21 protein-coding genes and 6 pseudogenes are annotated in these 25,206 nt (G+C 69.4%); 11 read left to right on the top strand and 16 right to left on the bottom strand.

All coding sequences use genetic code 11. The features are described from left to right. Nucleotides 1-415: 415 nt before the first annotated feature. Together QIY60_RS31865 and QIY60_RS31860 are read left to right on the top strand one after the other, a co-directional pair. Nucleotides 416-811: pseudogene (locus tag QIY60_RS31865) on the top strand (ATP-binding cassette domain-containing protein); the annotation flags it as partial. A gap of 373 nt (nucleotides 812-1,184) precedes the next feature. Beyond that, nucleotides 1,185-1,703, top strand: a complete 519-nt coding sequence (locus QIY60_RS31860; protein ID WP_283145625.1) for a hypothetical protein — start codon at nucleotides 1,185-1,187, stop codon at nucleotides 1,701-1,703. A 107-nt stretch (nucleotides 1,704-1,810) separates the two neighbouring features. On the opposite strand, the gene QIY60_RS31855 is transcribed toward QIY60_RS31860, so the two are convergent. Beyond that, complete coding sequence (locus QIY60_RS31855) at nucleotides 1,811-2,257, bottom strand: peptidase inhibitor family I36 protein (RefSeq protein WP_283145624.1); 447 nt, start codon at nucleotides 2,255-2,257, stop codon at nucleotides 1,811-1,813. A 636-nt stretch (nucleotides 2,258-2,893) separates the two neighbouring features. Between QIY60_RS31855 and QIY60_RS31850 the strand changes: the two genes are divergently transcribed. After that, nucleotides 2,894-5,641 carry an AAA family ATPase gene (locus QIY60_RS31850; RefSeq protein ID WP_283146135.1) on the top strand — a complete coding sequence of 916 codons (2,748 nt, stop codon included), beginning with the start codon at nucleotides 2,894-2,896 and terminating at the stop codon, nucleotides 5,639-5,641. Nucleotides 5,642-5,658: 17 nt separating this feature from the next. Here QIY60_RS31850 and QIY60_RS31845 read toward each other — a convergent pair whose 3' ends face one another. Further along, nucleotides 5,659-6,462, bottom strand: coding sequence for an alpha/beta fold hydrolase (locus QIY60_RS31845; RefSeq protein ID WP_283145623.1), 804 nt, complete (start codon nucleotides 6,460-6,462; stop codon nucleotides 5,659-5,661). Nucleotides 6,463-6,755: 293 nt separating this feature from the next. Here QIY60_RS31845 and QIY60_RS31840 point away from each other — a divergent pair, with 293 nt between their 5' ends. Then, a complete protein-coding gene (locus QIY60_RS31840) occupies nucleotides 6,756-7,229 on the top strand; it encodes an SsgA family sporulation/cell division regulator (protein ID WP_283145622.1) in 474 nt (157 codons plus the stop codon). A 25-nt stretch (nucleotides 7,230-7,254) separates the two neighbouring features. Here the strand turns inward: QIY60_RS31840 and QIY60_RS31835 are convergent, their stop codons facing one another. Continuing rightward, a complete protein-coding gene (locus tag QIY60_RS31835) occupies nucleotides 7,255-7,986 on the bottom strand; it encodes a VOC family protein (protein WP_283145621.1) in 732 nt (243 codons plus the stop codon). 243 nt (nucleotides 7,987-8,229) lie between these two features. On the opposite strand from QIY60_RS31835, the gene QIY60_RS31830 reads away from it, so the two are divergent. Continuing rightward, nucleotides 8,230-9,381 (top strand): glycosyltransferase, encoded by a 1,152-nt coding sequence (locus QIY60_RS31830; protein WP_283145620.1) that lies wholly within the window; start codon nucleotides 8,230-8,232, stop codon nucleotides 9,379-9,381. 29 nt (nucleotides 9,382-9,410) lie between these two features. Here QIY60_RS31830 and QIY60_RS31825 read toward each other — a convergent pair whose 3' ends face one another. The 4 genes and pseudogenes from QIY60_RS31825 to QIY60_RS31810 form a co-directional block, all read right to left on the bottom strand. Continuing rightward, on the bottom strand, nucleotides 9,411-9,680 hold the full coding sequence (locus tag QIY60_RS31825; RefSeq protein WP_283145619.1) for a DUF1905 domain-containing protein: 270 nt from the start codon (nucleotides 9,678-9,680) through the stop codon (nucleotides 9,411-9,413). A gap of 16 nt (nucleotides 9,681-9,696) precedes the next feature. Then, nucleotides 9,697-10,062 (bottom strand): VOC family protein, encoded by a 366-nt coding sequence (locus tag QIY60_RS31820; protein WP_283145618.1) that lies wholly within the window; start codon nucleotides 10,060-10,062, stop codon nucleotides 9,697-9,699. A gap of 777 nt (nucleotides 10,063-10,839) precedes the next feature. Next, complete coding sequence (locus QIY60_RS31815) at nucleotides 10,840-11,757, bottom strand: tyrosine-protein phosphatase (RefSeq protein WP_283145617.1); 918 nt, start codon at nucleotides 11,755-11,757, stop codon at nucleotides 10,840-10,842. A gap of 324 nt (nucleotides 11,758-12,081) precedes the next feature. Beyond that, nucleotides 12,082-12,202: pseudogene (locus QIY60_RS31810) on the bottom strand (IS5/IS1182 family transposase); the annotation flags it as partial. Between the two features lie 158 nt (nucleotides 12,203-12,360). Here QIY60_RS31810 and QIY60_RS32850 point away from each other — a divergent pair. After that, on the top strand, nucleotides 12,361-12,537 hold the full coding sequence (locus tag QIY60_RS32850; RefSeq protein ID WP_349253974.1) for a CbrC family protein: 177 nt from the start codon (nucleotides 12,361-12,363) through the stop codon (nucleotides 12,535-12,537). Next, on the top strand, nucleotides 12,465-12,905 hold the full coding sequence (locus QIY60_RS31805) for a CbrC family protein (protein ID WP_349253973.1): 441 nt from the start codon (nucleotides 12,465-12,467) through the stop codon (nucleotides 12,903-12,905). The genes QIY60_RS32850 and QIY60_RS31805 overlap by 73 nt, the downstream gene beginning before the upstream one ends. A gap of 50 nt (nucleotides 12,906-12,955) precedes the next feature. On the opposite strand, the gene QIY60_RS31800 is transcribed toward QIY60_RS31805, so the two are convergent. Further along, complete coding sequence (locus QIY60_RS31800; RefSeq protein WP_283145616.1) at nucleotides 12,956-13,138, bottom strand: hypothetical protein; 183 nt, start codon at nucleotides 13,136-13,138, stop codon at nucleotides 12,956-12,958. A 277-nt stretch (nucleotides 13,139-13,415) separates the two neighbouring features. Here QIY60_RS31800 and QIY60_RS31795 point away from each other — a divergent pair, with 277 nt between their 5' ends. Further along, a complete protein-coding gene (locus tag QIY60_RS31795) occupies nucleotides 13,416-13,940 on the top strand; it encodes a hypothetical protein (protein WP_283145615.1) in 525 nt (174 codons plus the stop codon). Nucleotides 13,941-14,225: 285 nt separating this feature from the next. Here QIY60_RS31795 and QIY60_RS31790 read toward each other — a convergent pair whose 3' ends face one another. After that, nucleotides 14,226-14,924: an IS3 family transposase gene (locus QIY60_RS31790; RefSeq protein WP_283145614.1), complete on the bottom strand. Its 699-nt coding sequence runs from the start codon at nucleotides 14,922-14,924 to the stop codon at nucleotides 14,226-14,228. A gap of 554 nt (nucleotides 14,925-15,478) precedes the next feature. Next, the gene (locus QIY60_RS31785; RefSeq protein ID WP_283145613.1) at nucleotides 15,479-15,877 is read right to left on the bottom strand and encodes a hypothetical protein; all 399 of its coding nucleotides are present in this window, start codon (nucleotides 15,875-15,877) and stop codon (nucleotides 15,479-15,481) included. A 166-nt stretch (nucleotides 15,878-16,043) separates the two neighbouring features. On the opposite strand from QIY60_RS31785, the gene QIY60_RS31780 reads away from it, so the two are divergent. Beyond that, nucleotides 16,044-16,568, top strand: a complete 525-nt coding sequence (locus QIY60_RS31780; RefSeq protein WP_283145612.1) for an AAA family ATPase — start codon at nucleotides 16,044-16,046, stop codon at nucleotides 16,566-16,568. A gap of 339 nt (nucleotides 16,569-16,907) precedes the next feature. Here QIY60_RS31780 and QIY60_RS32845 read toward each other — a convergent pair. The 4 genes and pseudogenes from QIY60_RS32845 to QIY60_RS31765 all read right to left on the bottom strand — a co-directional run. Beyond that, a pseudogene (locus tag QIY60_RS32845) lies at nucleotides 16,908-17,090 on the bottom strand (transposase); the annotation flags it as partial. Between the two features lie 163 nt (nucleotides 17,091-17,253). After that, nucleotides 17,254-17,847 carry a TlpA disulfide reductase family protein gene (locus QIY60_RS31775; protein WP_283145611.1) on the bottom strand — a complete coding sequence of 198 codons (594 nt, stop codon included), beginning with the start codon at nucleotides 17,845-17,847 and terminating at the stop codon, nucleotides 17,254-17,256. 1,684 nt (nucleotides 17,848-19,531) lie between these two features. Continuing rightward, complete coding sequence (locus QIY60_RS31770; protein WP_283145610.1) at nucleotides 19,532-20,338, bottom strand: terpene synthase family protein; 807 nt, start codon at nucleotides 20,336-20,338, stop codon at nucleotides 19,532-19,534. Beyond that, nucleotides 20,335-21,174 (bottom strand): methyltransferase domain-containing protein, encoded by an 840-nt coding sequence (locus QIY60_RS31765; protein ID WP_283145609.1) that lies wholly within the window; start codon nucleotides 21,172-21,174, stop codon nucleotides 20,335-20,337. The genes QIY60_RS31770 and QIY60_RS31765 overlap by 4 nt, the downstream gene beginning before the upstream one ends. 168 nt (nucleotides 21,175-21,342) lie before the next feature. On the opposite strand from QIY60_RS31765, the pseudogene QIY60_RS31760 reads away from it, so the two are divergent. Further along, nucleotides 21,343-21,792: pseudogene (locus QIY60_RS31760) on the top strand (transposase); the annotation flags it as partial. A gap of 90 nt (nucleotides 21,793-21,882) precedes the next feature. On the opposite strand, the gene QIY60_RS31755 reads toward QIY60_RS31760, so the two are convergent. Both QIY60_RS31755 and QIY60_RS31750 read right to left on the bottom strand, forming a co-directional pair. Continuing rightward, nucleotides 21,883-22,998, bottom strand: a complete 1,116-nt coding sequence (locus tag QIY60_RS31755) for a serine hydrolase domain-containing protein (protein ID WP_283145608.1) — start codon at nucleotides 22,996-22,998, stop codon at nucleotides 21,883-21,885. Between the two features lie 784 nt (nucleotides 22,999-23,782). Beyond that, nucleotides 23,783-24,019 (bottom strand): annotated as a pseudogene (locus QIY60_RS31750) (transposase); the annotation flags it as partial. A gap of 153 nt (nucleotides 24,020-24,172) precedes the next feature. Here QIY60_RS31750 and QIY60_RS31745 point away from each other — a divergent pair. After that, nucleotides 24,173-25,002, top strand: a pseudogene (locus tag QIY60_RS31745) (IS5 family transposase). The last annotated feature ends 204 nt before the right edge of the window (nucleotides 25,003-25,206 follow it).

The raw sequence follows: 25,206 nt of genomic DNA, 5'->3' as shown, positions 1-25,206 counted from the left end.
GTGAGGGCTGTGGCGGGTAGGCCGGAGCCGCACGCGCGATCCGCCCCGTACGTCACTTATTCAACGGGTGATGATGCTGACATGTGTGTCTGCGCACTGTCAATCATGCACATGTGTGACCGTCCAAGCTCGGCCATGGATCGACACGTGTCATCTCACCTGTATACGTGACACCCCCGCCGCCCGGGAGCGCGGGGTACCGCACCTGTTAGGGTGTGACCGACGTGGACCGCTTGATCAAGGAGTCGCAGACGTGGTGGGTGAAGACGACATCTCCGGGTGAGACCCGGATCTGACCGGCCACCGGTCGGCGCTGCCAGAGCGCCGCTGCCGTGGCCGACTTCGTCGTTCCCCCTTTTCCCACGCTGCCCAGGGCAGAGGTCTGTCTGCCCGTCATCTTCGCGAGGTCATCTCCATGTCCGACGCCGCCGTCGTCTGCTCGAACCTCTCCTTCTCCTGGCCCGACGACACCCCGGTCTTCCACGACCTGTCCTTCACCGTCACCAGCGGCCGTACGGGACTGGTCGCCCCCAACGGCTCCGGCAAGAGCACCCTGCTCAAGCTCATCGCCGGCGAACTCCAGCCCGCCGCCGGATCGGTGACGGTCCAGGGCACGCTCGGCCACCTCCCGCAGGACCTCCCCCTGACCGGGGACCTCACGGTCGCCGAGGTGCTCGGCGCCGCCGCGGTGATCCGTGCCCTGGACGCCGTGGAGTCCAGTGACGTGAGCGAGGAGCACTTCGCCACCATCGGCGACGACTGGGACATCGAGGAGCGCACCCGCGCCGAGCTCGGCCGCCTCGGTCTGGCCGACCTCGACCTGGTGAGCACCGGCCAGCTGGAGAGCGCGCTCAACTCCTACCGGGGCGCGTTCATGGTGATCAGCCATGCCGAGCGGTTCCTGACCCGGATCGGGGTGAACCGCTGGCTGCGGCTGGCAGACGGGGTGCTCACCGAGACCGGGGCTCCGGCGGTGTGAGCCGTCCGTGTGCCCGGCCCCCGGGGTCCTGGCACACGTGTGACCAGAAGAGCCGCTGCCTGCCCGGCGGACGGTGAGACACCTTTGCCCGTATGGTGAAGAGTGAGCACGCTCGACGGAACCCGTCGGCGTCGACACCCGCCGCACCCGGGCCCCTCGGCGTGGGTACCATGCGCAGGATCATCCATATCGAGGGAGTGAACGTGTGAGTAGCCAATCAGCCGCCAAGCTCCGGTCGCGGTACGTGGAACAGGTCGCATCGGAGCTGGCGGAGAACCGCAGGCGCCAGGAGGAGCTGACGAAGAGGATCGAGCTGCTGAAGCAGGAGGAAACCCTGCTGACGGACATCCTTGAGCTGGCCGAGCGGTACGAGGGTTTCGCGGATGCCTCACGTCTGCCGGAGCAGGCGCAGGAGGAGCCCGCGCCCACCAAGCGCCGCAGCGCGGCGGCGCCCGCCGGGACGCCGGCGAAGCGCGGTGCGAAGGGGCAGTCGCCCCAGCCGCTGCTCGGGGACCTGCTGATGGATCTGCTCGCCCGGTACGACGAGCCCCGCGCGGCCAAGGACCTGCGGGACGAGCTCCTGGAGAGGCACCCGGACCGCAATCCGACGCCGCAGGTGGTGCGCAACACCCTGGAGTCCCTGGTCGCCAAGGGACGCATCGAGCGCCACAAGCAGGAGCGCTCGGTGATGTACACCCTCGTGGAGCCGGACGACGCCGGCTGAAGTCCCGTTCGCGCCCGGGACGGCTCTCCGGGCCGGGCGCGCGGGAACGGGCAAAAGGCGCCTGCCCAGCCGTACTCAGGCCGGGGCAGGCGCCTTTGCCGTGCGCGTCAGGGGCAGTAGAACCGGAAGGAGGAGAGCCGGTCGTTGTTGTAGTACTTGGAGGTCCCGGCGGCGTAGTCGCCCTTCTCTCCCCAGTGCCACGTCTGGGCGAAGTCCAGGTCGGAGGGGTGCAGCTCCCCGCTGGGGTCGTCCCAGAACTCGATCTGGCACTGCGAGTTGTTCAGCCAGGAGGAGACCTGGTTGTCGGCCAGTTCGTGGTTGAGGAAGTGGGTGTTGATGAGTCTCACTATCTTCGTGTTGCCGCCCGCCGGCGGCGGAGTGACGATCACCTTCGACCCCTTGCCCCCTCCGTCCTGGTAGAGGCACAGCGCCCAGTCGGGGCAGCCGCTGTACGGGGGGTTGTCCGCGAACGCCGGGCCCGCCGAAAGCAGCGCCGCCGCGACGACCGCGCCCGCGACGGTGGCAGTCCTGGCCTTGAACGACTTCAGTGGCATGGGTTCCTACTTTCTGGGTCGTGTCTGGAATGAGATCGGCCGCAGCTCCATGCCGCGCCCGGACCGGACACACCTGATACGCAAACGTGTGACGGCGGAACCCACGCTAGCAGAACACACGTGTGTTGTTTTGGGCTTCGCCCTGCATCACCGGTCCAACCAGTTGCGCGTATGTCCGGTTCTCCACTCGCCGACACATTGTTGAGAGTGCAAAAGTCTTTCACCGGCCGCGCACGTCCCCACGAGCCGCGCCGATGATCACACCACTCTCGTCCCAATTCCGGCGCCCACGGAACCGGCACGGTGTCGACGGTCGACCTCGCGCAGTCCGACCTTCCGCGGGCGGCGCTGAGTTACCGGGCGGTCCCCGCGTAACGAGAACACGGGCGTACGGGACCTGCCGGGCCGTCACTCCGTCAGGTTTCGGCCATAGCGGGTGACGGAGCCCGCTCGGGGGCATTTAGGCTTCTGCGTGAGGATGGGCATGACAGGGACACTTGCACCGCTCAGCTGACGACGCCGTACCCTCTCGCCGTTGCGCCCCGCGCATCCCCTTCGAGCGGCCGCGACGACATCGGCGCGGGAAATGGTCCCGGGGAAAGGGAAGTGGGGGCGACGGTGTCGATCGACGCGACGATGATCGGCCGCGAGCACGAGCGGGAGGTGCTGTCCGCGTTCGTGACGGGCGCCGGGGGCCGGGCTCTCGTCCTGCGGGGCGACCCGGGCGTGGGCAAGAGCGCCCTGCTCGACCACGTCGCCCGTCTGGCCTCGGCCGAGCATCACCACGTGGTCAGGGCGGCCGGGGTGGAGGCCGAGTCAGGTCTGCCGTTCGCCGGTCTGCACCAGCTCCTGTACCCGCTGCTCCCCCACACCCACCGGCTGGACCCCCGGCACCGCGACGCCCTCGACGTCGTCTTCGGCAGGAGCGGGGGCTCGCCGCCCTCGGTCATGTCCCTCGGCATCGCCGTCCTGGACCTGCTCTCCCTCGGGGCGGCGCGCGAACCCCTCCTGCTCGTACTCGACGACGGCCAGTGGTTCGACACCGCCAGCACCGAGGTGTGCGGATTCGTGGGACGGCGGCTGACCGGCAGCTCGGTCCGGCTCGTCGTGGGCCTGCGCTCCGGCGTGCCCTCCGGCTTCGACACGGCCGCCCTGCCCGAACTGCCCGTGCCCACACTGTCGCAGGAGGCTTCCGGACAACTCCTCGACCTCCACAACCCCGGTCTCGATCCCGGCATCCGTCGACTGGTCCTGGACGAGGCCCGGGGCAACCCGCTGGCCCTGCTGGAGCTGCCGCCCCACGTGCTGCGCAGCGGCCGGACCGTGGCCACCCGCCAGGAGCGGACCGGATACACCGCTGTCCCCCTGCCCCTGCGCCTCCAGCAGGTGTACGGCTCCCGCATCGAGGCGCTGGGTGCCGCCGTACGCGTGGAGCTGCTGCGCGGCGCTCTGGACGGTGTCGGCGCGGACGCGGTGACCGGCCACGCGTACGGCATCCGCTACCACATGAGGAACGCCGACGAGGCGGCGGCCTGCGGGCTGCTGGACGTGGATCAGCTCAGCGGCGACTTCGTCTTCCGCCACCCCCTGGTGCGGTCGACGGTCGTCCAGATGGCGACCCCCAACGAACGGCGCGCGGCGCACGCCGCCCTCGCACACGTGCACCGCGAGGACGTGGAACGACGCGCCATGCACCTGGCGGCCTCGACGGTGGACCCCGACGAGCGGGTGGCCGCCGTACTGGAGGCGGCCGCCGACTCCGCCACCCTGCGGGGCGGTTCGCTGGCCGCCGTGTCGTGGCTGACCCGCGCGGCGGAGCTGAGCGAGGGGCACAAGGAGCGCTCCCGCAGGCTCGGCGACGCCTCGTTCGTCGCCGGTCAGGCCGGCCTGCTGGACCGGGCCCAGCAGCTGGTGCGCTCCGGCGCCGCACCGGGCACCGACCAGTCGCCGGCGTCGGTCCTCGCGTCGGCCTACGTCGCGCTCTACGACGACGGGGACGTGCACTCCTCGCAGCGCCAGGTCCTGGCCGCGATCGAGAACGTCCGCGACACGGGCGCACCGGGGGCAAGCGAGGACCTGACCCGGCTGGTCAACCTGCTCCTGGCCATCAACCAGTACGCGAGCGACGAGGCGTCGTGGCAGCAGACGCACGCGCTGCTCGACTCCCTGGGCGAGTCGGTCTCCGCGAACTCCCGCACGTACGAGGACGCCTGGAGCGACGTGGTGCGTCGCGGCGCGGGCGTGCACGAGCGGCTGGAGCGCGCCCTCGCCGACTTCCACCGGCTCGAACCCTGGGAGACCACCCGCCTCGGCGTCGCCGCCTACCACGTGGACGCCCTCGGCCAGTACCGGCCGCACCTCCAGCGCACCGTCGACCGCGAGGTGGAGACCGGGGCCGTGGCGTCGGCCATGACCATGCTCCACCTGATCATGCTCGACCAGATGGCGCTCGGCGAGTGGGACGAGGCCGAGCGGACCGGACAGCGCGTCCTGGAGCTGACGACCTCGCACCACAACACGCTGTTCGTCCACCACACCCGGGCCTACCTCGGCCTGCTCGCCGCGATGCGCGGCGACACCGACCGGGCACGCCGACTCCAGGCCGCCGTCGACACCTGGGCGCGCCCGCGTGGCGTCGGCTTCCTCACCCAGATCGCGGACGCCATCGGCACCATGGCCGCCCTCACCGAAGGCGACCACGAAGCCGCCTACCTCCACGCCATCGGCATCACGCCTCCGGGCGCCTTCACCCCGTACGCCCACCAAGCCCCGCGCACCCTCCTGGACCTGGTCGAAGCGGCCCTACATACCGGCCGCACCGCACAGGCCCGCCGCCACGCCCTCGCCGCACACCACGCCGACCTGCCCGCCGTCTCCCCCCGCCTCGCCCTCCTCACCTACGGCGCGCTCGCCATGACCGCCACCGACCCCGCCGAGGCCGCCGACCTGTACCACCGCGCCGAGACCCATCCCGCCGCCGACCGCTTCCCCTTCGAACTCGCCCGCATCCGCCTCGCCCACGGCGTCCGGCTCCGCCACACCCGCGCACGCGACGCCGCGCGCCGCGCCCTCACCCTCGCCGCCGAGGCCTTCGACCGGCTGGGCACACCCCCGTGGGCCGAACGGGCCCGCGCCGAACTCCGTGCCGCCGGGGCGCCCGTCTCCGCCTCCACGACCGGCCTCGCGACCCTGACCTGGCAGGAACGCCGGATCGCGGATCTGGCCGCCGGCGGCCTGACCAACAAGGAGATCGGCGTACGCATGCACCTGTCGCCGCGTACGGTCAGCTCCCACCTCTACCGGATCTTCCCCAAACTCGGCATCACCTCCCGCGCCGCGCTGCGCGACGCCCTCAGCAACCTCCCCGACGACCGGGGCACGTGACGCCGCAGCAGGTGCGCTCAGCCCTCCGAGGAACGGGCGCGGACGCCCTGTTCGTCCAGCCAGCCGAGCACATGGTCGGCGACCTGGTGCCATCCGCCGTCGATGACGAGCGAGTGCGCCCGGTCCGCGAACTGCTTGAGGTCGGTGACCGCCGTGGTGTCGCCGTACTGCTTGTACGCGGCACGGGTGGCCGCGTCCGGTACGAGCCGGTCCTCCTGCCCCGAGACCAGCAGGAGCGGTCCGCGGGCCGCGTTGCCGACGTCCACCACGGTGTGCGGGCTGCGGCCCTCCGCGCCGTACCCGAGGTCGGTGAGCAGCCGGGAGGGGGCCGGCACGATATAGCGCTCGTAGAGCCGTCGCGCCTCCTCCGCCGTGACCGTGTTCGCGAAGACCCGGTGGAACACCTGCGGCGACAGGGACACCGACGGTCCGCCGGAGCCGCCCACGGCGACGGCCGGCAACCGGGCGAAGGACGCGGGCAGCGGGATGTCGTTGATCGGAGCGGGGGCGATGGCCACCGCGGCACGCCCCATGTCAGCGGCGATGAGGCGCTGGGCGATGAGCCCGCCGACCGAGTGCCCGACGATGACCGGCGCAGTGTCGCATGACTGCACGATCTGGGTGTAGTGGACCGTGAGCGCGTCCAGACCGGGACGGCCGAGCGTCTCCGGCGCCTCGCGCAGCTCCCGAACGGGCCCCTCCCCCGGCCATCCAGGAGCGCAGGCGCGGAACCCCCGGGTCGCGAAGCGCTCCACCCACGGCTCCCAGGACAGCGCGTGCAGCCACGCGCCGTGGATGAAGACGACGGGAGTACGTTTCACGGTGGGGCTCCTCCGAGCATCACGGCCCTACGGCACCGGGTGACTGCTCCAGGCTCGTCGAAGCGCGGGTCGGGGGCGACAGTCGAATGACTTAACGTCGCGGGTTCATCGCGCGCGGCCTACGGACTCCCGCGAGGACCAAAGGGACGAGATATCCGAAAGGAGACAGCTCTCCGCCTGATGACTCCTGTCCCGGCACAAAAACCCGACGGTCAACTTACGTACGTACGACGCCCCGCGGTCGATAAGAGTGGGTCGGGTCAGCATCCGCCATACAGAAGGACCCACACGTCATGAGCGCCCACCCGACAGGTGTGCAGGCCGGCCGAACCACACCGCACGCCCGCCCTCGACTCACCTTGACCGTCGAGCGCGTCCTGGGTACCTCGGCCCGTCAGGTGGTCAGTGCCGAGTTCGGGTTCGACCTCGCTTCGCCCCTGGCCGTGTCCGCAGAGTTCACGGTCGAGAACGGCCCGTGCGCCCGCTGGCGCATCGGGCGCGATCTGCTGTGGCAGGGGCTGCACACAAGGAGCGGCATCGGCGACGTCCAGATCTGGCCGTCGCACCCGGGCGACCGGACGGCCGCCCGGCTCCGGCTGGTCTCCGGTGACATGGCGGCGCTGTTCGAACTGCCGATACCCCCGCTGGTGAAGTGGCTGGAGCACACCTACGCAGTCGTGCCCGCCGGGCAGGAGCTCTGCGGAGTCGACTGGGGCGCCACTGCCGCCGACCTCCTCGCCGGCCCGCGAGGCGCGCTCGACCGGTGACGAACGGCGCCCCTCGCTCGCCCCGCTACCGGGGGTTGCGTACAGCGAACTCGTTGCCGTCGGGGTCGAGCATCAGCGTCCGGCCACCGTCACCCTCGCCGACGTCGCTGTGCCGAGCGCCGAGCGAGATCAGGCGCTCGACCTCTGCCTCCCGGTCGGCGTCGGCGGGGAGTGCCAGCTCGAAGTACAACCGGTTCGCGCCGGTCTTGGGCGCCACCGGAGGACCGCCCCAGGTGATCTTCGTGCCGCCGTCGGGCGACTGGATCGCGGTCTCCTGATCCTGGTCCCAGACCAGCGGCCACCCCAGCGCCGCGCTCCAGAAGTAGCCGACCGCCTGTGTACCGTCGCAGGCCAGCGCTCCTATGACGCCGGTGTCGGCGAGGAACTTGTTGCCGGCCTCGATGACGCAGAACTCGTTGCCGTCCGGATCGGCGAGCACCACATGCCCCTCTTCGGGGAGTTGGCCCACGTCGCAGTGCTTCCCGCCGAGCTCCAGCGCCCTGGCCACAGTCTGCTGCTGATCGTCCGGTGAGGTGCTCGTCAGATCGAAGTGGGCCCGGTTCTGGCCGGTCTTCGACTCCTGGCTCGGCAGGAAACGGATGCGGAACCCGGCGCTCCCGGCGGCATCAGGGGGCAGGACCGCGGCCGTGCCGTCCGTATCGTCGGTCACCTCCCAGCCCAGGACCCCGGACCAGAACCGTGCCAGGTCCGACGGTCGGGTCGCATTGAAGCAGATCGCGAACAGTCGACTGGTCATACCTGGTCCATCTCCGATCCTTGACGGTCGGCAGGGTGCCTCGCCCGCCCCGCGCATGCGCAGCCTAGGGCGGGCGCACGGCACCCGCATCCCCATTTCCACCGCGGGGAGCCGCGAGCCTCTGCCCTCCACTCCCCCAGGAGTGGACGGCGAGTTGCCCGCCGGGCCACTGCGCACTCCGGCGCGTCGTGATCGGATCGCCCCGTCACCCCTCCCAAATCCGTTCAAATCCCTGGAGTGTTCGTGGCCTTACACATAGCGCTCACCGCTGAGCCGATCCCCTCCCATGTGTCCGCGCTGGACTACGTCATCCGCCCGGCCCTCGAACAGGGGCACCGTGTCACGCTCCACGCCCCGCCCATGTTCCGCCGCGAAGCGCAGCGACGCGGGGTGGAGTTCCGCAGCGCCGGAACGCAGTGGCCCAGTGATCCCTTCGTTCAGCGGACGGCGAGCGACATCTGGAAGCGTTGCGGGAACACACCCTTCAACCGATACGTCTTCGGACACCTCTGGCCCGAAGAAGCCGCGCCGAAGGCCCATGACCTGCTCGCCGCCTGGACCTGGGCACGGCCCGATCTGGTGATCGCCGAGTGCAGCGACCTGGGTGCGCATCTCGCGGCCACAGTGCTGGGACTGCCCCTGATCGCAGCGGACAACGGCCTCGGCCCAATCCTCCTGGATCTCTGGGACACCGATATCGCGCCCGCGCTGGCTCCCCTGTACAAGCAGCACGAGCAGCACACCCCGGCCCTGCCTCCCATGCTCACCCCCGCGCCGGTCGACTGGTTCTACGGGACAGTCCCGCCCCGTGCGCGCGCGGTCCGCCGCACCGTCGCGGAATTCCGCACCACCCTGCCGGGCCGGCTGGACCGCTCCCCTGCCGACCGCCCGCTCGTCTACGTGAGCCTGGGGACCTTGACTACCGCGATGTCGGGCCTGCGTACCGTCGTCGAGAGCGCGTACCGGGAGATCATGGCCGCCCTCTCCGTCATCGGCTGCGACGCGATCGTGTCCGCGGGTGCCCTCGCCGAACGCCTGGGCATCGCGGACCCCCGCATCACGGTGGTCGAACACGCCCCCCAGCCCGCACTCCTGCACCGGGCCGACCTGTTTGTGACGCATGCGGGCCGGGCGTCCCTGCTCGACGCGGTGCAGGGCGCAACGCCCGTCCTGGCCATGGGTGTTCTCGCCGACCAGCCCGCCAACGCCGACGCGTTCGCGCGACGCGGTCTCGGCCGCGCGCTGGACCTCACCGCGACGCGCGGCGAGATCGCCGACGCCATGACCGCCGTCCTCGACACCCCGCACTACCGCGCCGCCATGAGCTCCGCTGCCGCCACGCTGTCGCAGCTGCCCCCGCTCGACCTCACCGAGCTGCGGGACAGCCTCACGTGAGCCTCCCGCCCCGGGGGACACGGCGGGAATCAGCTGTCCAAGCGCTCCTCCAGGCGGACGGTCACGGTGTCCCCTTCCCCTTTGCCGATCGCCTTGCGCACGTCCGCCTTCACCGGCAGTTTGTGCCGGCCATCCCCGAGGGCCATGAACGCGCTCCGGAACGGATGACCGTCGATCGTGCCCCGTACCTTGACCAGGCCACGCGTACCGAAGAACTCCACCGACTCCGGCCATACGAGGTAGGTCCACCCGCCCTTGTCCGGGCTCTTCTGCAACGTCGCGCTGAACTGCTTGTCCATAGTGGACACCGCCCTTTCAAGAGCCCTCGATGAGGATCAGGTTGTTGCCGTCGGGGTCGCGCACGCCGAACATCGGCGGCACGGCGGGACCCATCCGCAGGACCTGCGCGTCCGCGTCGACGCCTTGTGCATGCAGGTACGCGTGGTCGGCGTCGGCGTCCTTGGTCGTCAGCCGGATGCCGGCCGGGACCCCGTCGGCAACCAGGGCGACGGTCGTCGTGGCGCCGGGCGGTGCCACCTCGATCCAGCGCCCCTGGCCGAAGGGCACGTCCCGGCGCACCTCGAAGCCGAGCTCCTCCACGTAGAACGCGAGCGCTCTCTGCTGGTCGGTGACGCGGATCCCGACCGCGGCCACCTCAGTGATGCGGGCGTTTCTGCTCATCGCCTGCCTCCGCTTCCGTGATGCTCACCAGGTAAGACGGGGCTCGGCCGAGAAACTCATCGCTGCCGCGCAGTCGAACCGTGACGGGGTCGTCTTCGTCGCCGAACAGGCAGACGCCCACCGTGCAGTGGCTGGCGGAGAGCAGCAGAGCGCTCCCCTGAGTGGCCCTCTCAGCAGCAGCACTGATCTCGCCGGTTCCAGTAGGGGCGTAGAAGGCTCTCACCCCGGCCCGCTGACCGCCGCCCGAGCACTGCTTTGAGGGAACTTTGGGGCAGGTCTTCCTGCGCAGGGCACCCTCAAACGGCGGCAGAAGACAGAGGGAGCAGCAACAGCGAGCCACGGGGCGGGCTTCATGCGCTCAAGGCTCCCCGCGTGGTCATCGTCTGGCCCGACGCCCAGCCCAGTCGCGGACGCCCAGGGAGAGTACTGGATCGTACCCGGCCACATGCGACAGCAATCTCCCAGCACGGACGGCACGAGCCGATGTTCCTTGGGTATCGTGCCGAGCCGGAGCAGGGCAGCCTGGCAGCCCCCAGGGCCCGGTGATCGCCGTCCAGGCACTGCCAGCGCTGCTCGCCCTCGTGCTACCGGTCGGCCTCCCGGTGGCCGCGGCCGACCGGCCCATGCTTACGCCGCGTACGAAACGGATTGCACGCCAGATACACGGACGCGCAGGCTTCACCCTGCTTCGCCACCGCATCGTCCACGGATGGCAACACGCCGCGTCACCAGCGAATTGCGCGCCAGGGCCGTTGATCAGACGCTCCCTTGCGGGGGTCAGCCGACGATGCGGAACCGCAGCTTGAACAAGGTGAGCGCATCGAGCCCGAGCCCTTCGGTGAGGAATGCGCCGAAGCTTCCGTAGTCGGCCACCGCCTGCGCCCTGAACGCCCCCAGGTAGCTGCTGTGCACCTGAAGCAGAGGGTCGAGCAGGGTCGGGTCCTGCATGAACCCCGCGGCCTTGAGCTGACTCTTCAGCGCAGCGTCCGATGCCGCACGGAGTTGATTGCTGAGGAGGTAGTCACCCTCGGACGTGGAGGCCGGAACGCCGACCGAGCGCAGGATCGTGTCCGCGAGGATTCCCGTGCGGTCCTTGCCGGCCGAGCAGTGGAACATCGTAGGCTCGTTCGCGTTCGCCACGGTGCGGATCGCCGCCCCGAGCGCGGCCCGGTTCGCCGCATTGGTGACGAAAGCACGGTAGAGCGCTTCCATCCTCAGTTCGGCCTTTCCTCCGCCGAGTTGCTGCTGCTGGTACACGGGGTCCTTGCTGCGCACCACCATGCCGATGAACGCGAACAACGACGTGTCGTCGACCGGCTGGGCGATCGAGGTCACGCCGGCCGGAAGCCGGTCGGCTCCGTCAGCCTGTATCTCGGGCCCGGTACGCAAGTCGATCACGCTGCCCAGCCCCAGGCCAGCGAGCGCGTTCACGCCCTCGGGCGGCAGCTTCGACAGGGTCTCCGAGCGGTACAGCACACCCCAGCGAGTGGTCTTGCCGTCGTACGTGCGGTAGCCGCCGATGTCCCGGGCGTTGACCGTGCCCGGTACCGCCAGCACCCGCGGGCTCGTGGCCGTGCTGTCGGCGGGGCGGGGGTGGTTCGCAGCCGGGGATGCCTGCGCCGTACCGGATGCCAGGGGCATCACCAGGGCCAGGGCGAGCACAGACGTGCTGACGGCGCGTCTTATCGGTGCCACGAGGGGGCTCCTTCCATGGGGGAGCCGGGAACGTAGCGCGTGGATCTTGTGCCTGGAAGGCGCACGCATGAAACAACCGCCCCCGCCACATGCCGTGACCACCCGTCAGTTCTGCAACGCACAGTTCCGGCTACGGAGGCAACGGCGCCAGATGCCGACTGAGGACCTGAAACGCTCGATCGACGGACGTCAACCGGCTCGGCGAGCACCGCACCGGCGTCCGGCCAGCATGGCGCCACCTGGATCCACCAACTCCGGGCCGTGCCCGGCACGGACGACGCGGGCGCCACGAGGCTGGCGGCCACCACGGCCTGGACGCCGCCCCGCCTCTGCCCCGCATCGCGACCAGCCCGACTCGCCTTGACCTGACCTGACCGCCGAGCTCATCAAGAACGAGGCGGTGAAGGTGGGCCCACACGCGTGCCTCGGACCATTTGGTGAACCGGAACGACGCGCCGCAGCCCACCGCACAGGCGAGGCGACGGCACGCGGGCGGACCTGCGCAGCGACGCCGTTGAGCAAGGCTTCGCGGGGCGGGGAAGCGGACGGGGCCCGCCTCGACGGTCGTCACAAACCGTTCGTACCGACGTTACGGTTTGGGTTGTGACTGAGCAGTTTCCCGAGTTCCCCTACCAGCCCGACCCCGTCACCACAGGCGTGATCGTGCCTTCCGGCACCACCTGCGTCTGCTGCGGGCGCGTACGCGGGTGCATCGACAGGGACCAGGGCCCGTCTACGCCGCCGAGGACCTCGCGGGCCGACTGTGCCCGTGGTGCATAGCGGACGGCACCGCCGCCGAACGCTTCGACGCCCACTTCACCGCGGGAACATGCCTGGGCGACGACGTGCCCCTGGCAGTCCTCGCGACGGTCGACCGGCGCACCCCGGGCTTCAGCGCCTGGCAGGAACCCCAGTGGTTCTTCCACTGCGGCGACGGCACCGCCTTCCTCGGCCCGGCCGGAACCGTCGAACTCACCGCCCACCCCGAGGCACTGGACATGCTGCGGCGCGAGGCGGTCAGCCGGGGCTGGCCAGCGGACCAGGTCGAGCACTTCCTCGGCTCGCCCGACGAGGACGGGGAGGCGACGGCGTACCTCTTCCGGTGCCGGATCTGCGCAGCCCACCTCGCCTACACGGACTTCGTATAGCCCCGCAAACGGGACAACCGAAACTCCGTGGTCAGGGAGAACGAGGACGGTCACGCATCCTCGTCCAGCTCTTCGCTCAGAGTGTCCTGTGCCATCTGCGCGATGGCGTAGAGCCATGTCGCCGTCGGCGCGGGGAAACCGGCGGGCAGGTCACGCTCCACCGCATCCACAACATCCTTGATCTCACTCAGGTAGCCACTCGTCCACTCGTTCTGGGCAATTTCCTGCTTCACCGCCCCGCAGGCCGGGCGCCGAGCCCGCGCTCCAGCTCCCTCTGGTACGGCCCCGTGTCCGCGTGCAGGGCAGAGTGAGCGCCGCTTCCGGTGCCGCCGCCGACCCGATCACCGCTGCCACCGCCACACCCAGAACGGTTCCCGCGCACCGCCAAGTACCCACGCCCATGACCTCGTTCGTCCCCCTCGGCCGTGAACCATGCACCTGGATCTGCCCTCATGGCCGTCTCGCGGTCCCTGCTCCCCGGGGCATCTGCCGCCACCTGGGGGACAGCCCGTGTCGCATCCTGATTTCGATGGCGCGCCTGGCCGCCGACCGACATCGGTCGGTTTCGCGGCGGCGGTGAGCGACGGCGTGACCGGCGCTGTCCGAACTCTGATCACTTCATGGACATTGCGGGTACGCGTCCGTAATCTCGGCGCGGCCATGCTGGCCGGTTTCGTCCGGCCAGCATCAACGAAGGGGGAATTGATCATGATACACAGGAAGCTGTCCTCTCTGGTCGCCGCACCGCTGCTGGTCGCAGGCATCGCCGTGGCGGTCCCGATCGCGGGTGCCACGGCGGCGAACGCCGCGCCGCACGGGTGCTACTTCGAGAAAGTGGACAACGCCACGTTCAAGACGACCTGCAAGTACGGTCCTGGGCAGCAGCGCGTGGTGATCACGTGCAAGGACGGGATCACCGGCAGCAGCTACACGGTGAACGGGCCCTGGAAGCAGTGGTACCAGTCTTCGCAGGCGTCGTGCGCGGCGCCCTGGCGTCAGAACGCCAGCCTCAACACCGTGCAGGTCACCGGCTGAACAGCCTGGCGTCGGCCCCGGCCGCTCTGAGACCGGCCGGGCCGCTTGTCTGCCGACGGTGGCGGCCGCGTTCGCCGCCCCCGGCGGACTCGCACCTCGGCAGCAGAAACCCGACGCCTTCACGGCAGTCACCCACGTGCGGCCTCCGGTCTGGCTCTGGCCGCCGTCTTGCTGGACGGCTGCGACCCGAAGCGGCGGAGGTAGCGGCGGGATGCGCCACGGGCTGGTGGCAGCGGCGCAGCCGCGCAGGTGTGAAGTTCCACCGCGATCTTGGACACTCGATCGTTACGCTGCGGGGGTGTGACCTTGCTCGTGGTGCCGACGGGTCTCGAGCGGGGTGAGATAGCCCCACTGCGGGTGTTTGCGCAGGCGTCGGCGGTTGGAGAAAGTCTCGGTAAAAGAGAGGAACTCCGCTCTCGCGGTGGCCCGGTCAGGCCAGAGGCGGGTGCCGATCTCCTCCTTCAGTACGGCGAAGAAACTCTCAGCCGCGGCGTTATCGCAACAGAAGCCTGTTCTTCCCATGCTCTGCCCCATCAGGTTCAACTTGCGGATCTCGCAGCGCAGTTCACCGGAGGCGTATCCGCTGCCGCGGTCCGAATGCTCGATGCAGCCGGGCTCCAGGCAGCCGTGGCCGGCGGCCAACTGCAGGACGTCAACGGCCAGGCCGGCGCGGTGGTGGTCGGCCATCGAGTAGCCGACCACCTCGCGGGTTGCCAGGTCCAGCCAGGTCGCGAGGTAGAGCCAGCCCTCAGCGGCAGGGATGTAGGTCACATCGCCGACTAGCCTGGTGCCCGGCGCGTGCGCGGTGAGGTCACGGCCGAGTAGATCACCTGCGGGAACGGCCCTCTTCGCCAGCCGGGTCAGGCTCCGGCGCCTGCCGCGGGTCACACCGCTGATGCCGCGCCCGCGCATGACCCGCTCGATCCGCTTGCGGTTGATCTGCCTGCCGAGCCGCCTCAGTTCGGCATGGATGCGCAGGGGCACCGTAGGTGCTCCTGGACCTGGGCTCACATATCCCAGCGTCCAGGTGTCCAAGCAGCAGGTGGAACTTCACTCGATCCCCTGGCCCCAGCCGGAAACACCGAACAGGCGCTCATCTGCCCCAAGGTGGACGGACAGTGGCCTGCGCCCCGGGACCGAGGAGGCGATACCCGCTGCAACGGGGGACCCGCCGTCGTGGGAAACCACCGTGGGAGCGACGCCGAGGTCGGCGGCCGTCTGTTCCAGCGCGGCTGCCAGGCTGCTGGCAGCAGCCTGGTCGGGATGGAGATCAGAGTTCACTGCCCCAGCCTCCGTCGCACCGCCGCACAGGGAACAACGATCAGGCGTCCCGAGACAGGGAGCTGTGTTCACGTGCCCCCGTGTGTCCGCCGCTCCCGGCCCGGGGAAGGCAGCTGGCCGCCGGTGGGGACCGTGAACGGGCAATCGCTGCCATGCACAGGGAACCATCTCGGCCGCTGGCAGCAGGCCCGAGGAGCCATCTCCGCGCAGGGCAGAGCCCCGCGTCTGCAGGGCCGGAAGGCCATTGGCCAGAAGCGTCACCCGATCCGGTCGGGGGCGGGGAACTGAGTGATCTGTTCGTCGAGCCAGGTGTAGGTCTCCAGATAGGACAGGTAGCCGGCATGGGCGAAGACCAACACCCCGCCGATGGGCTGACCGTCGGCATCGAGGACTTCGGCCTCGGCAACGACGGGATCGTCGGCGACGTGAGCGGCAGCCGCGAGGGTCTCGTCCAGGCCGAGATCAACGCTGGCGCAGGAGCACGTGCAGTGCCCGGTCACCCGCAGGTGCGGGATCTGCGCCCGCAGTGCGCGGTGAACTGGGTCGTCGCCTGTGAGGAGTGCCTCAAGGAGCGTGACCGCGCCTGCGGGTACGCGATCGCTGGTCGTGCTGGTTTCCATGCCGTGACCAGACCATCCGCCCATGGTGAAGGTCAAACCGGATTTCCACGGCGTACCGGTGCCCGGTGCTGGTCATGGACGAGGTTGGGGCCGGATCGGGCAGGGGGGACGGTGCCGTGGCCTCGATCCGGTGGCGGCTCAGGCCAGGGGCAGCCAGAGAAATCGTTGGTCCTCTGCCTGGCCGCCCTGACACGATCTGGGTGTGACCACCTTGTTCCTGATGGTCGGCCTGCCCGGGGCCGGGAAGACCACGAAGGCCCGGCAGCTCGCCGAGGAACACGGCGCGCTGCGCCTGACGCCCGACGACTGGATGATTCCCCTGTTCGGCGAGGCGGAGGCGGACGGCAAGCGCGACGTGCTGGAGGGGCGCATGCTCTGGCTCGCCCTGGAGTCGGTCAAGCTGGGCACCAGCGTGGTGGTGGACTACGGCTGCTGGTCCCAGGACGAACGGTCCGCGATCCGCTGGCTGGCGGAGGCGGAAGGCGCCTGCTTCCGCATGGTCTACCTGCCGGTGGACGAGGAGACCCAACGCGCCCGGATCGCCCACCGCTGGGCCACCGCCCCCGAAGCCACGCTCCCGATGACCGAGGCCGACATCCTGCACGGGCGGGCGCACTTCGAGGAGCCTGATGCCACGGAGCTGGCAGGCTGCCGGGCCGCCACACTGCCGCCCGGCTGGGCGAGTTGGCGGGAGTGGGCCGCCCATCGGTGGCCGTCGTTCACGTGACGGTTTAGGCCCGAGGCGGCATAACGCGGTACTGGGGACAGAATTGTCCGTCAGCCATGGGCACACCCTCGGCATCCGGCACCTAACGGAGCCGATCTCCGCACTCCCCGTCTCCCGCCCTTGCATCCCCGAGCGCGGGGGCCGGTCGGCTCGGCTCACTCCGGCAGGTCGTGCGCGTACGCGACGTACAACGGCGTGGCCATGAGAATCGGCGGCGGCGGAGCCCGGGTCTCATATGAACGAATCGGAAGGCTTGATTCCACAGTCAGCGATACCCGCGCATACCCGCGCATCCAAGCTGCGCTTCGGGGGCTCGCGTCACCGACCCACAGGACAGCGTAAGTCCAGGTCGCCCTCGTGCCACTGTCCAGCTGCGATGAGGCGCTCGACGACCTCGCGGATCTGGGCGGTGGTGACCACGGCGACGTGGTCCCCAGGCTCCGGCCGGATCGCGTCCAGGACCGCGGTCCACGAGCTTCGCCCGGTCTCCAGCGCGGCGACCACGAAGTGCGACCAACCAGGACTACCTCTCGCCTCCGGAGTTCGAGAAGCAGCACCTGTCAGCAGCCAAACTCGCAATCGCAGTATGAACCCCCGTGTCCACACCCCGGGGGGACGCCTCACACCACATTGAGCAACCCCAATTGAGCACCAGAGTCCCCCCTGCCCCTGGGCGGGGACCGCGCTATTTCTCCGTGACCACTGGGTCGATCATGCGGTGGAGCCGTTCGGCGTCGAGCGGCAGTTGTGCGCGGGCGGCGATCCTGCCCTCCCGGTCGATGACCAGCGTGGCGGGGATGAACTGGAGGTTCAAGGTGCCTTTGGGGAAGCGCAGCAGGAGCTTGCCGATGGGGTCGTGGAAGCTGGGGAAGCCGAGCTTGTGCTCGCGCTCGAACTGCCGCGCGGGCTCCTTGTTGGGGTCGCGGGCGTTGATGCCGACGAAACGTACGCCCTGGGCGCGGGTTTCGGTGGCCACTTTCCTGAAGTGCTTCGCCTCCGCCCGGCAAGGCGGGCACCAGGAGCCCCAGACGTTGAGGACGACCACCTGCCCACGATAGTCGGCGAGGCTGAGCGGTCTGTCGTCCAGGTCCTTGCCCGTCAGAACCGGCGCGGCCGTGCGGTCTGCCGGGGCCACCTGGGTGATGCCGGGCAGCGCGGATCCGGTGCCGCCGGACGGCCCGGGCACCGGATCCGCGCGGTGGCCGGCGCCGGAGCAGGCTGACAGCGACAGCAGGCATATGGCAGCCGCGAGCGCGGCCCGACGGGCAGGCTTGATCATTATCCGAGGATCGCACAGCCGCCTGCGGCGGCCGCGAGCGGGTGCCGCAGGCAGCTGAGTACGAGGGGTGCCGGAGTCCGTGTCCGCCACCGTCCACGTCCGGCTCGCAGACCCCTTCCTTGCCGTCCGGGTCAGTCGGCGGCCGGGCAGGCGGACTCGAAGAGCTGTCCGGGGGGAGGTACGTGGACTGTTCCGTCGCGGTCAGGTCGCGGTCAACGGCCGTGCAGATCTCGCGCATGGCCACCGTCGGATCGGTGGACGGCACACTCCACTGGCGCAGGGTGCGGTCGTCACCGGTGGTGAACAGGCTGCGGCCATCGCGGCGGAAGAGAACCCTGGTCACTGCACCGGTGTGCCCGGTGAGCGTGGTGTAGGCGTGGTGTCCCGCCACGTCCCACGGGCGTACGGTGCGGTCCCGGGCGGCGGTGGCCAGTGCGGCCGTCGAGGCTGAGGGTGAGGGCGAATATCTCGTTGGCGTCACTGGTGTACAGGGTGCGCGTGCGGCGGTTGGGGGTGAGGTCGTAGAGGCGGACCGTGCCGTCACCGCTGGTGATGGCGAGGGGGTTTCCGTCGGGAGCGGCTGCCAGTGCTCCCGGTTGGCCGGTGTATCCGGTGAAAGTGGCCACGGTGCGTCCCGTGGCCACGTCCCACACCAGCGAGGTCCGCTGGCCCCGGGGGCCACCGGAGGTGCCGGCGGCGAGCGTGCTGCCGTCGGCGCGCTGAACACCAGGCGTACATCGCGTCCGTGCTGTCCGTCAGCGTGCGGGTGTTGCCGTTGGTGTGGTCCAAACCGCACCGTTCCGTTCCGGTGTCCCGCCGCGACCGTGCGGCCGTCCGGGCTGAAGCGCAGTACCTGGAAGCTACCCGAATCCCCCTTCAAGGTCGCCTTCGTCCGTCCGGTGGCGGTGTCCTTGAGCCGCACCGTCCCGTCGGAGTCGCCCTGGGCAATGGTGTCCCTGTCCGGGCTCAGAACCGGCGGGAAGCCCATGCGGGTCCCTACGGAAACGATGCGCGTCCGGCCGTCTGCCGGATCCTTCAGCCGTACCGTCGCGTCCATGTCGTCCGGGGCACTGGCGCCTCGATCCCCACTCACAGCGGGCAGATCGTCCTCACCGACCATCAGGGTGCGCGCGGTGCCGGCCGGCAGTTCCCACTGCCGGATGGTGCCGTGGCCCAAGGTGGCGGTCAGTGTGCGGCCGTCGCGGCCGAACGCGAGGTTGTGCGGTGCGTAGGGGCAGGTACTTGAAGGTGAACTGGGCCTGTGTACGGCCGGAGCCCGTGTCCCACACGCGCACCGTGCCGTGCCGGCCGACCGCCAGGGAGCGGCCGTCGGGGCTGAACGCGAAGGCCATGGCCATGTGCTTGAGCTTGGCCGGGGCGCTCGCCGTGGCATCGTCGGCCTTGGCCAGAGTGCGGTACCGACCCGTCGCGGTGTCCCACAGCCGTAATGAGCGGGGCTCGCGGCCACTTCGCACGTACGCGGGCCCCTTCACCGCACGCCAACAGGCTTCACCAACGGTCCGTGCCAACTGACGACCGTCGGGCTGCGCAGCCATCGCCGATCGCGCCCATCAACGCGACCGGCCCAGGCACCTCTTCGGCATGCCCCGGGCGTGCTCAACGCGTAGGGGCAAACTCGCACGTCCGGGTGGTCTCGCGCCTGAACCCCGTCGGTGCGGGACTCCTACGGCGCTGCGCCGTAGCGCGTCAGGTCGTGTTGGGCCCCTTCGAGCCCTGTCACGACCGCGAGCGCGGCGGCGGCGACCGGGTCGTCCGAGGGCAGCCGGGCGAGGGTCGTGGTCAGCAGGCGGTCGTGGCCGCGCAGCTCGTCCGCAATGAATCGGGCCGCCTGCTCGGGGCCGAGCCACCGCTCCACCAGCAGGACTGCGTTGCCGGGGTCGCCGGAGAGCCGTTCCTTGGCGAGGCTGGCCAGGTCGTTGGAGAGCCGCTGCCGGATCCCGAGGACGCGGATCGCAGCCGCAACGTCCGGTTCCGTGCGGCGCGCGGCGATGCCACTCCCCCACAGGACGCTGATCGTGGACAGGACGTGGGGCACGTTGATGCTGTCAACGCCGTTGTCGAGGTACTCGGCGTAGGACCACCGGCCGACCGCCGGTCCGGTGGCCGCCCGGTCGGCGGCCCACGCGGCGCGCAGAGTGACGTACCACCAGTGCTGCTCCTCCTCCGGCAGGTCGTGTCCGACCAGCACCACGGCGGCGAGCTGCCGGACGTGGTCGTCTACCGTCGGCCTCCCGGGCCCGGTGAGTTCGCCCTGTTCGATGTGGTCGTTGAGCCAGACGAGGAACGCCATGTCCGCGGCGAACGCGAACAGCCGGCCGGATCCGCCGCCCAGGCCCGTGGCTGACTCCTCGGTCCCGTCGCGGACGTAGTGCGCCATCGTCAGCCCGCCGACGAGGTGGTCCTCCGCGATGTCCAGGCCGTGCGCCCAGGTCCGCAGCGCGCCGAGGACGGCGCCGTCGAGAGAGGTCATGCCCCGGTCCGCTCGAAGGCCAGCAGCCGGATGCCGATGCCGCCCTCGTCCCAGGCGGTCCGCATGCGCCGGTGGGCGGCTGTGGAGGCGCCCAGTCGGGGGAGGTCGGCGTTTGGAAGGCGAGAGCGTTCCGTGTTCCAGGCGATGCTCCAGTCCCAGAACGCGGAGGTCGCGGCGGTCAGGTCCTGCTCGTCGACCAGGGTGAACCCCGCCGTGTGCGCGGCTCGCCGGTAGGCCTCCACCGAGGCGATGTCGGTCCGCCAGTACGTGTCGAACACGGCCTTCCAGGGACCGGCATCGCGGACGAACGCGTCCTCGATGAAAACCATTCCCCCGGGCCGCAGTGTCCGGCGCAGGCCGGCGAACCAGCGGGACCGGTCGAAGTAGCAGGCCGCCTCCCAGGCCATCGCGGTGTCGTAACAGACGTCGTCGCCGACGTCGTGTGCGTCCGCGACCCGGCACCGTACGGTGGTCAACCCGGCTGACCCAGCCAACTCCTCTACCAACCGGGCATGTTCGTGCACAGAGGTCAAAGCCGTGACCTCGCAGCCGAGTTCTCCGGCCCACCACAGGCTTGTCCCGCCCAGGCCGCACCCCGCGTCCAGGACGACGCGGCCGAGTTCAGCGACGCCCGACCAGTGCGTGACGGCCTCCGCGACGAGGCGTTCCTGCGCGGCGACGAGGCCCGCGCGCAGTTCGGCCAGGGAGGACGAAGTCGAGGGTTGCGCCCCCGGGACGAAATGACCGACGTGGAAGTGCACCCGCGGCCCCGGTCCGTACTTCTCCATGATCTGCGTGGTCTTCGCCGAGTAGTAGCCGGTCACTCGTGTGTCCATGGAGAGCCTCCAACGGGTCGTTCCCCATCCGCGCCATCCATGGCTACCGCTGGAACCGCGGTCCGGGCAAGGGGGCCCGTTAGTTGATTAGGGGGCTTGCGGTAGCAGACACCGGCCTTCTGACGCTTAGACGGTGCCCTATGTGGTGGGGCAGGGTAGTCATCCTTCATGGGGCGGGAAACATGGAGTTGGATCGTGCCGGATGGCTTGTGGGAGATCGCGCTGCCATTGATCCCGGAGCAGCGGGCACGGCCGCAGGGTGGCGGGACGGCCAACACGCCTGATGAGACGCTGTTCGCGGCCCATCATCTACGTGCTGACCAGCGGCTGCGCCCGGCGTGCGTTGCCGCCCTGTTTCGGGGTTTCGAAGTCAACTGCCCACCGCCGGTTCCTGATCTGGTCGCGCGCGGGCGTGTGGGGCCGGGGCTGCACCAGGCCGTGCTCGACAAACTCGCCGCGAAAGACTTGCTCGATCTGTCCCGCGTCGTCCTCGACACTGCCCACGTGAGGGCGAAAAAAAGGGGGGGCGAACTTACAGGTCCGAGCCCCGTGGACCGGGGTAAGCCGGGTTCCAGGATGCATGTCCTGTCCGATCGGTCGGGACTGCCTCTCGTGGTCGGTATGGGGCGGGGCCTCGATTGCTGCCGGGTCATGCGCTGCTGGGCATGACCCGGCCTGGCGGGCATGCTGTCGCAAGAGGAGGGCAGGTCAGAGGGCGCAGAAGGCGTTGAGTGCGGCTTCCTGGGTGTGGGACTGGCCAGGCGTGCCTTGGATGAGGTGATTCTCGTTGTTGGCCTCGACCACCTGCTTGGCTCCGTCGTCGCTGGTGAGGTGGAAGCTGTAGTAACCGGGGACAGCGCCGTTGTGGTACCAGGCGGTGCGACCGCAGGGGGCGTCGATGCGCATGAGGCCCAGGCCGTATGCGGCGCCCGTCGTACCGGTGGGGACGGTGGTCTTGAGTTCGGCCTGTTGTGCGGGAGGCAGCAGAGTGCCGCCGACGAGAGCGCGTTCGAAGGTGGCCAGGTCGTCGAGAGTGGAAACGATGGCACCGGCGGTTTGGGTGGCCTGGACACTGGTGACGGTCATGTCCAGGACGAGCGGTCCGGCCAGATAGTAGCCGTGCAGGTAGTTGCCGTAGAGATTGTTGTCCGTGGTGGGGAGGGTGGTGTCGGCGAGGCCTAGGCGGTCGAATATCCGAGTCTTCATCTCAGTGGCGGGCTCGTTGCCGGTCACAGCACGGATAATCATGCCGGCCAGCACGTAGTTGGTGTTGGCGTACTCCCACTTCTCACCCGGCTGGGCGTTCGGCGGGCGCTTGCGGAGGGCGCCGTCGACCAGCCGCTGCGGCGTCCAGTTGGGGTTGACGGTGTATCCGTCGATGTTCATCGTGTAGTCCGGCAGGTTCGATGTTTGATTGAGCAGTTGCCGGATGGTGATCTTCGAGCCATCGTAGCCGTTGGCGTTGACCGCGTTGGGCAGCCACTTCGCCACCGTGTCGTCGAGGGAGAGCAGGCCGTCGGCCTCCAGCAGGAGGACGGTAGCGGCCGTGAAGGACTTGGTGTTGCTGCCGATGCGGAACTTCGCCTTGGGATCCGCGGGAACTCGGGTGCCACGGTCACCGACGCCCGCCTGTATGTACTGGGTCCGGCTGCCGTCGCGCACCATGCCGACGATGCCGGGATAGCCGTCGGCGATGCCCTTGTCGGCTCCCGACTTGAGGGTCACGGCCGCCTCCGGAACTGCGGCGGTTGCCAGGGTAGGCCCGGCACTCAGGCCGAGGCCGCACACCGCGACAATGATGCTCAACCGTCTGATGGCCTTCATAACTCTCCTCGACAGGCTGGGGTGAAAGGATCAAGGGTCGAAGCGGATTGTAGCCAGGCGACTTCCCCGGCATGGCAGATGTGCGGGAAACCTGGGTCAGGCCACGGCCGAGGTGTTCTACCTGACTGTTCGCAAGCTGATGGAGCCGAAGGCCCGCAGTACGACGCACGTCGCGCCGCACCGGAAGCCCTCGCCGAACGCGTTCTCGATCTGCTTCCAGAGCCGCACGGATCTTTGAAACCCGAGGACTTACGTACCCACTGACATGCCCGCGTGAGGGCAGACATGCCCCTGCCCCTTTGAATTGACGGCCAGGTGCACAATGCGGCTGACGGACATACGGCGGCCCATCGACCTTCCGGGGTGAGGCTGTAAACCTTCTGCAGGCGCGGCCAGTCTGTGCAGTCCCCGGCATTGTCCGCCCCTCGGTGACCTTCGGGGAGGAAGGAGCGGGCCCGTTGCCAGCCTGGCCGTTGCTTTCCCTGCCCTTTGCGGGCAGGTATCCCACTGAGGATTTGCCAGGTCTTCGCGGTCACTCCCCCACCTGAGCAGTCCGCCACGGCCAAGCCCGCGGAACTTGTCCGCAGATACCGGCAGGGAAGGCCTGCGCCCCATACGACGTGATCTCTTCGAGAACACCTCATTCTGTCCGAAGGGGCTTGACAGCGTCGTTGGCCTTCAGCGCATGCTTGTTGGCGTGGAACGCACTGTCGACCCCTGGCGCCGCTGCGCTTTGATCGCGTCCCACGACGTGGAGTAGTCAGCCGGCTTTGTGTGGTTCCGGTCATGCAGGGACCTGTCGTTGTGGGTTCGGCTTGTCGGTGAAGAGCTCGGCCATGGAGCCTTCGGAGAGGTAGCGGCGGTCGAAGACCTGCCACTCGTCGTGGAGTTCGGCCAAGACCGCGGCAGCGAGACGGTCCACGGCGGCAGTATTGGGGAAGACCTGCACGACGTCGGCCCGCCGTTCGATCTCCCGGTTCAGCCGCTCCGGCGGGTTCGTCGACCAGATCTTCTTCCAGTGCACCGGCGGAAAGTCCACGAACGCAGTGGCACCTCTGTGGTGCTGGCCAGCGGCGCCGTCAAGCCCATCAAGCCAGGTAAGGCTGGGCGGCTACGTCCTCACTGCCTAGGTTGTGTCGTCAAATGATCTTGAGTGGTGGATCATGGTCGGGTGATACGTCGTCATGAACTGTCCGATGCCGAGTGGGAGTTCGTCTGTCCGCTGCTGCCCGCCTCCTTGCGGGGGCGGAAGCGGTTGGACGACCGGATGGTCCTCAACGGAATCGTGTGGAAGTTCCGCACGGGTGTGGCCTGGCGGGATGTGCCTGAGCGGTACGGCTCGTGGGCCACGCTCCATACCCGCTTCCGCCGCTGGGCCAAGGACGGCACTTTCGAGCGGATGCTCCAGGCCGCGCAGGCGAAAGCCGATGCGGCGGGTGACATCGGCTGGCTGGTGTCGGTCGACTCCACCGTCGTGCGGGCCCACCAGCACGCCGCCGGGGCCCGAAAAGGGGGCTCCACCGCCCCGCGCTCGGACGCTCGCGAGGCGGCCTGACCAGCAAGATCCACCTGGCCTGCGACGCGTTCGGCCGACCGCTCGCCTTCACGGTCACAGGCGGGAACACCAACGACTGCACCCAGTTCACCGCCGTGATGCAGGCGATACGGGTGCCCCGGATCGGCCCGGGACGGCCCCGGGTGCGGCCCGCCCATGTCCTGGGCGACAAGGGCTACAGCTCGAAGGCGATCCGGACCTGGCTGCGACACCGCGGCATCGGCCACACCATTCCCGAGCGGGCCGACCAAGTGCGCAACCGGGCCCGGCGCGGCAGCCGGGGCGGACGCCCGCCCCGCTTCGACAAGGAGCTCTACAAGCGGCGCAACGTCGTGGAACGCTGCTTCAACCGCCTCAAGCAATGGCGCGGCATCGCGACCCGCTACGACAAGACCGCCGAGTCCTACCAGGCAGCCGTCACTCTCGCATCGCTCCTGATGTGGGCCTGACACTTTGACGACAACTCCTAGCCCGGCAAGAAGAAGAAAACGCCACAAGGTCACGCAGGTGGCCTGCAGCATCGAGCAGGGGCATTGCATGAACGGGGTTCGTCCGGATTGCCCGTGACGTGTCGTCAGGTACGTGATCGGGCCGGCTGGTCCCGGAACGCAGTACAGGCACGGTGTCGGTGATCATGTGGTTGTCGAGACCCA

The sequence above is a fragment of the Streptomyces sp. BPTC-684 genome (assembly GCF_030028635.1).
Classification (GTDB): Bacteria; Actinomycetota; Actinomycetes; order Streptomycetales; family Streptomycetaceae; genus Streptomyces; species Streptomyces noboritoensis.
Note: the sequence above shows the minus strand (reverse complement) of the source record. Positions and strands in the feature narration are given on the sequence as shown.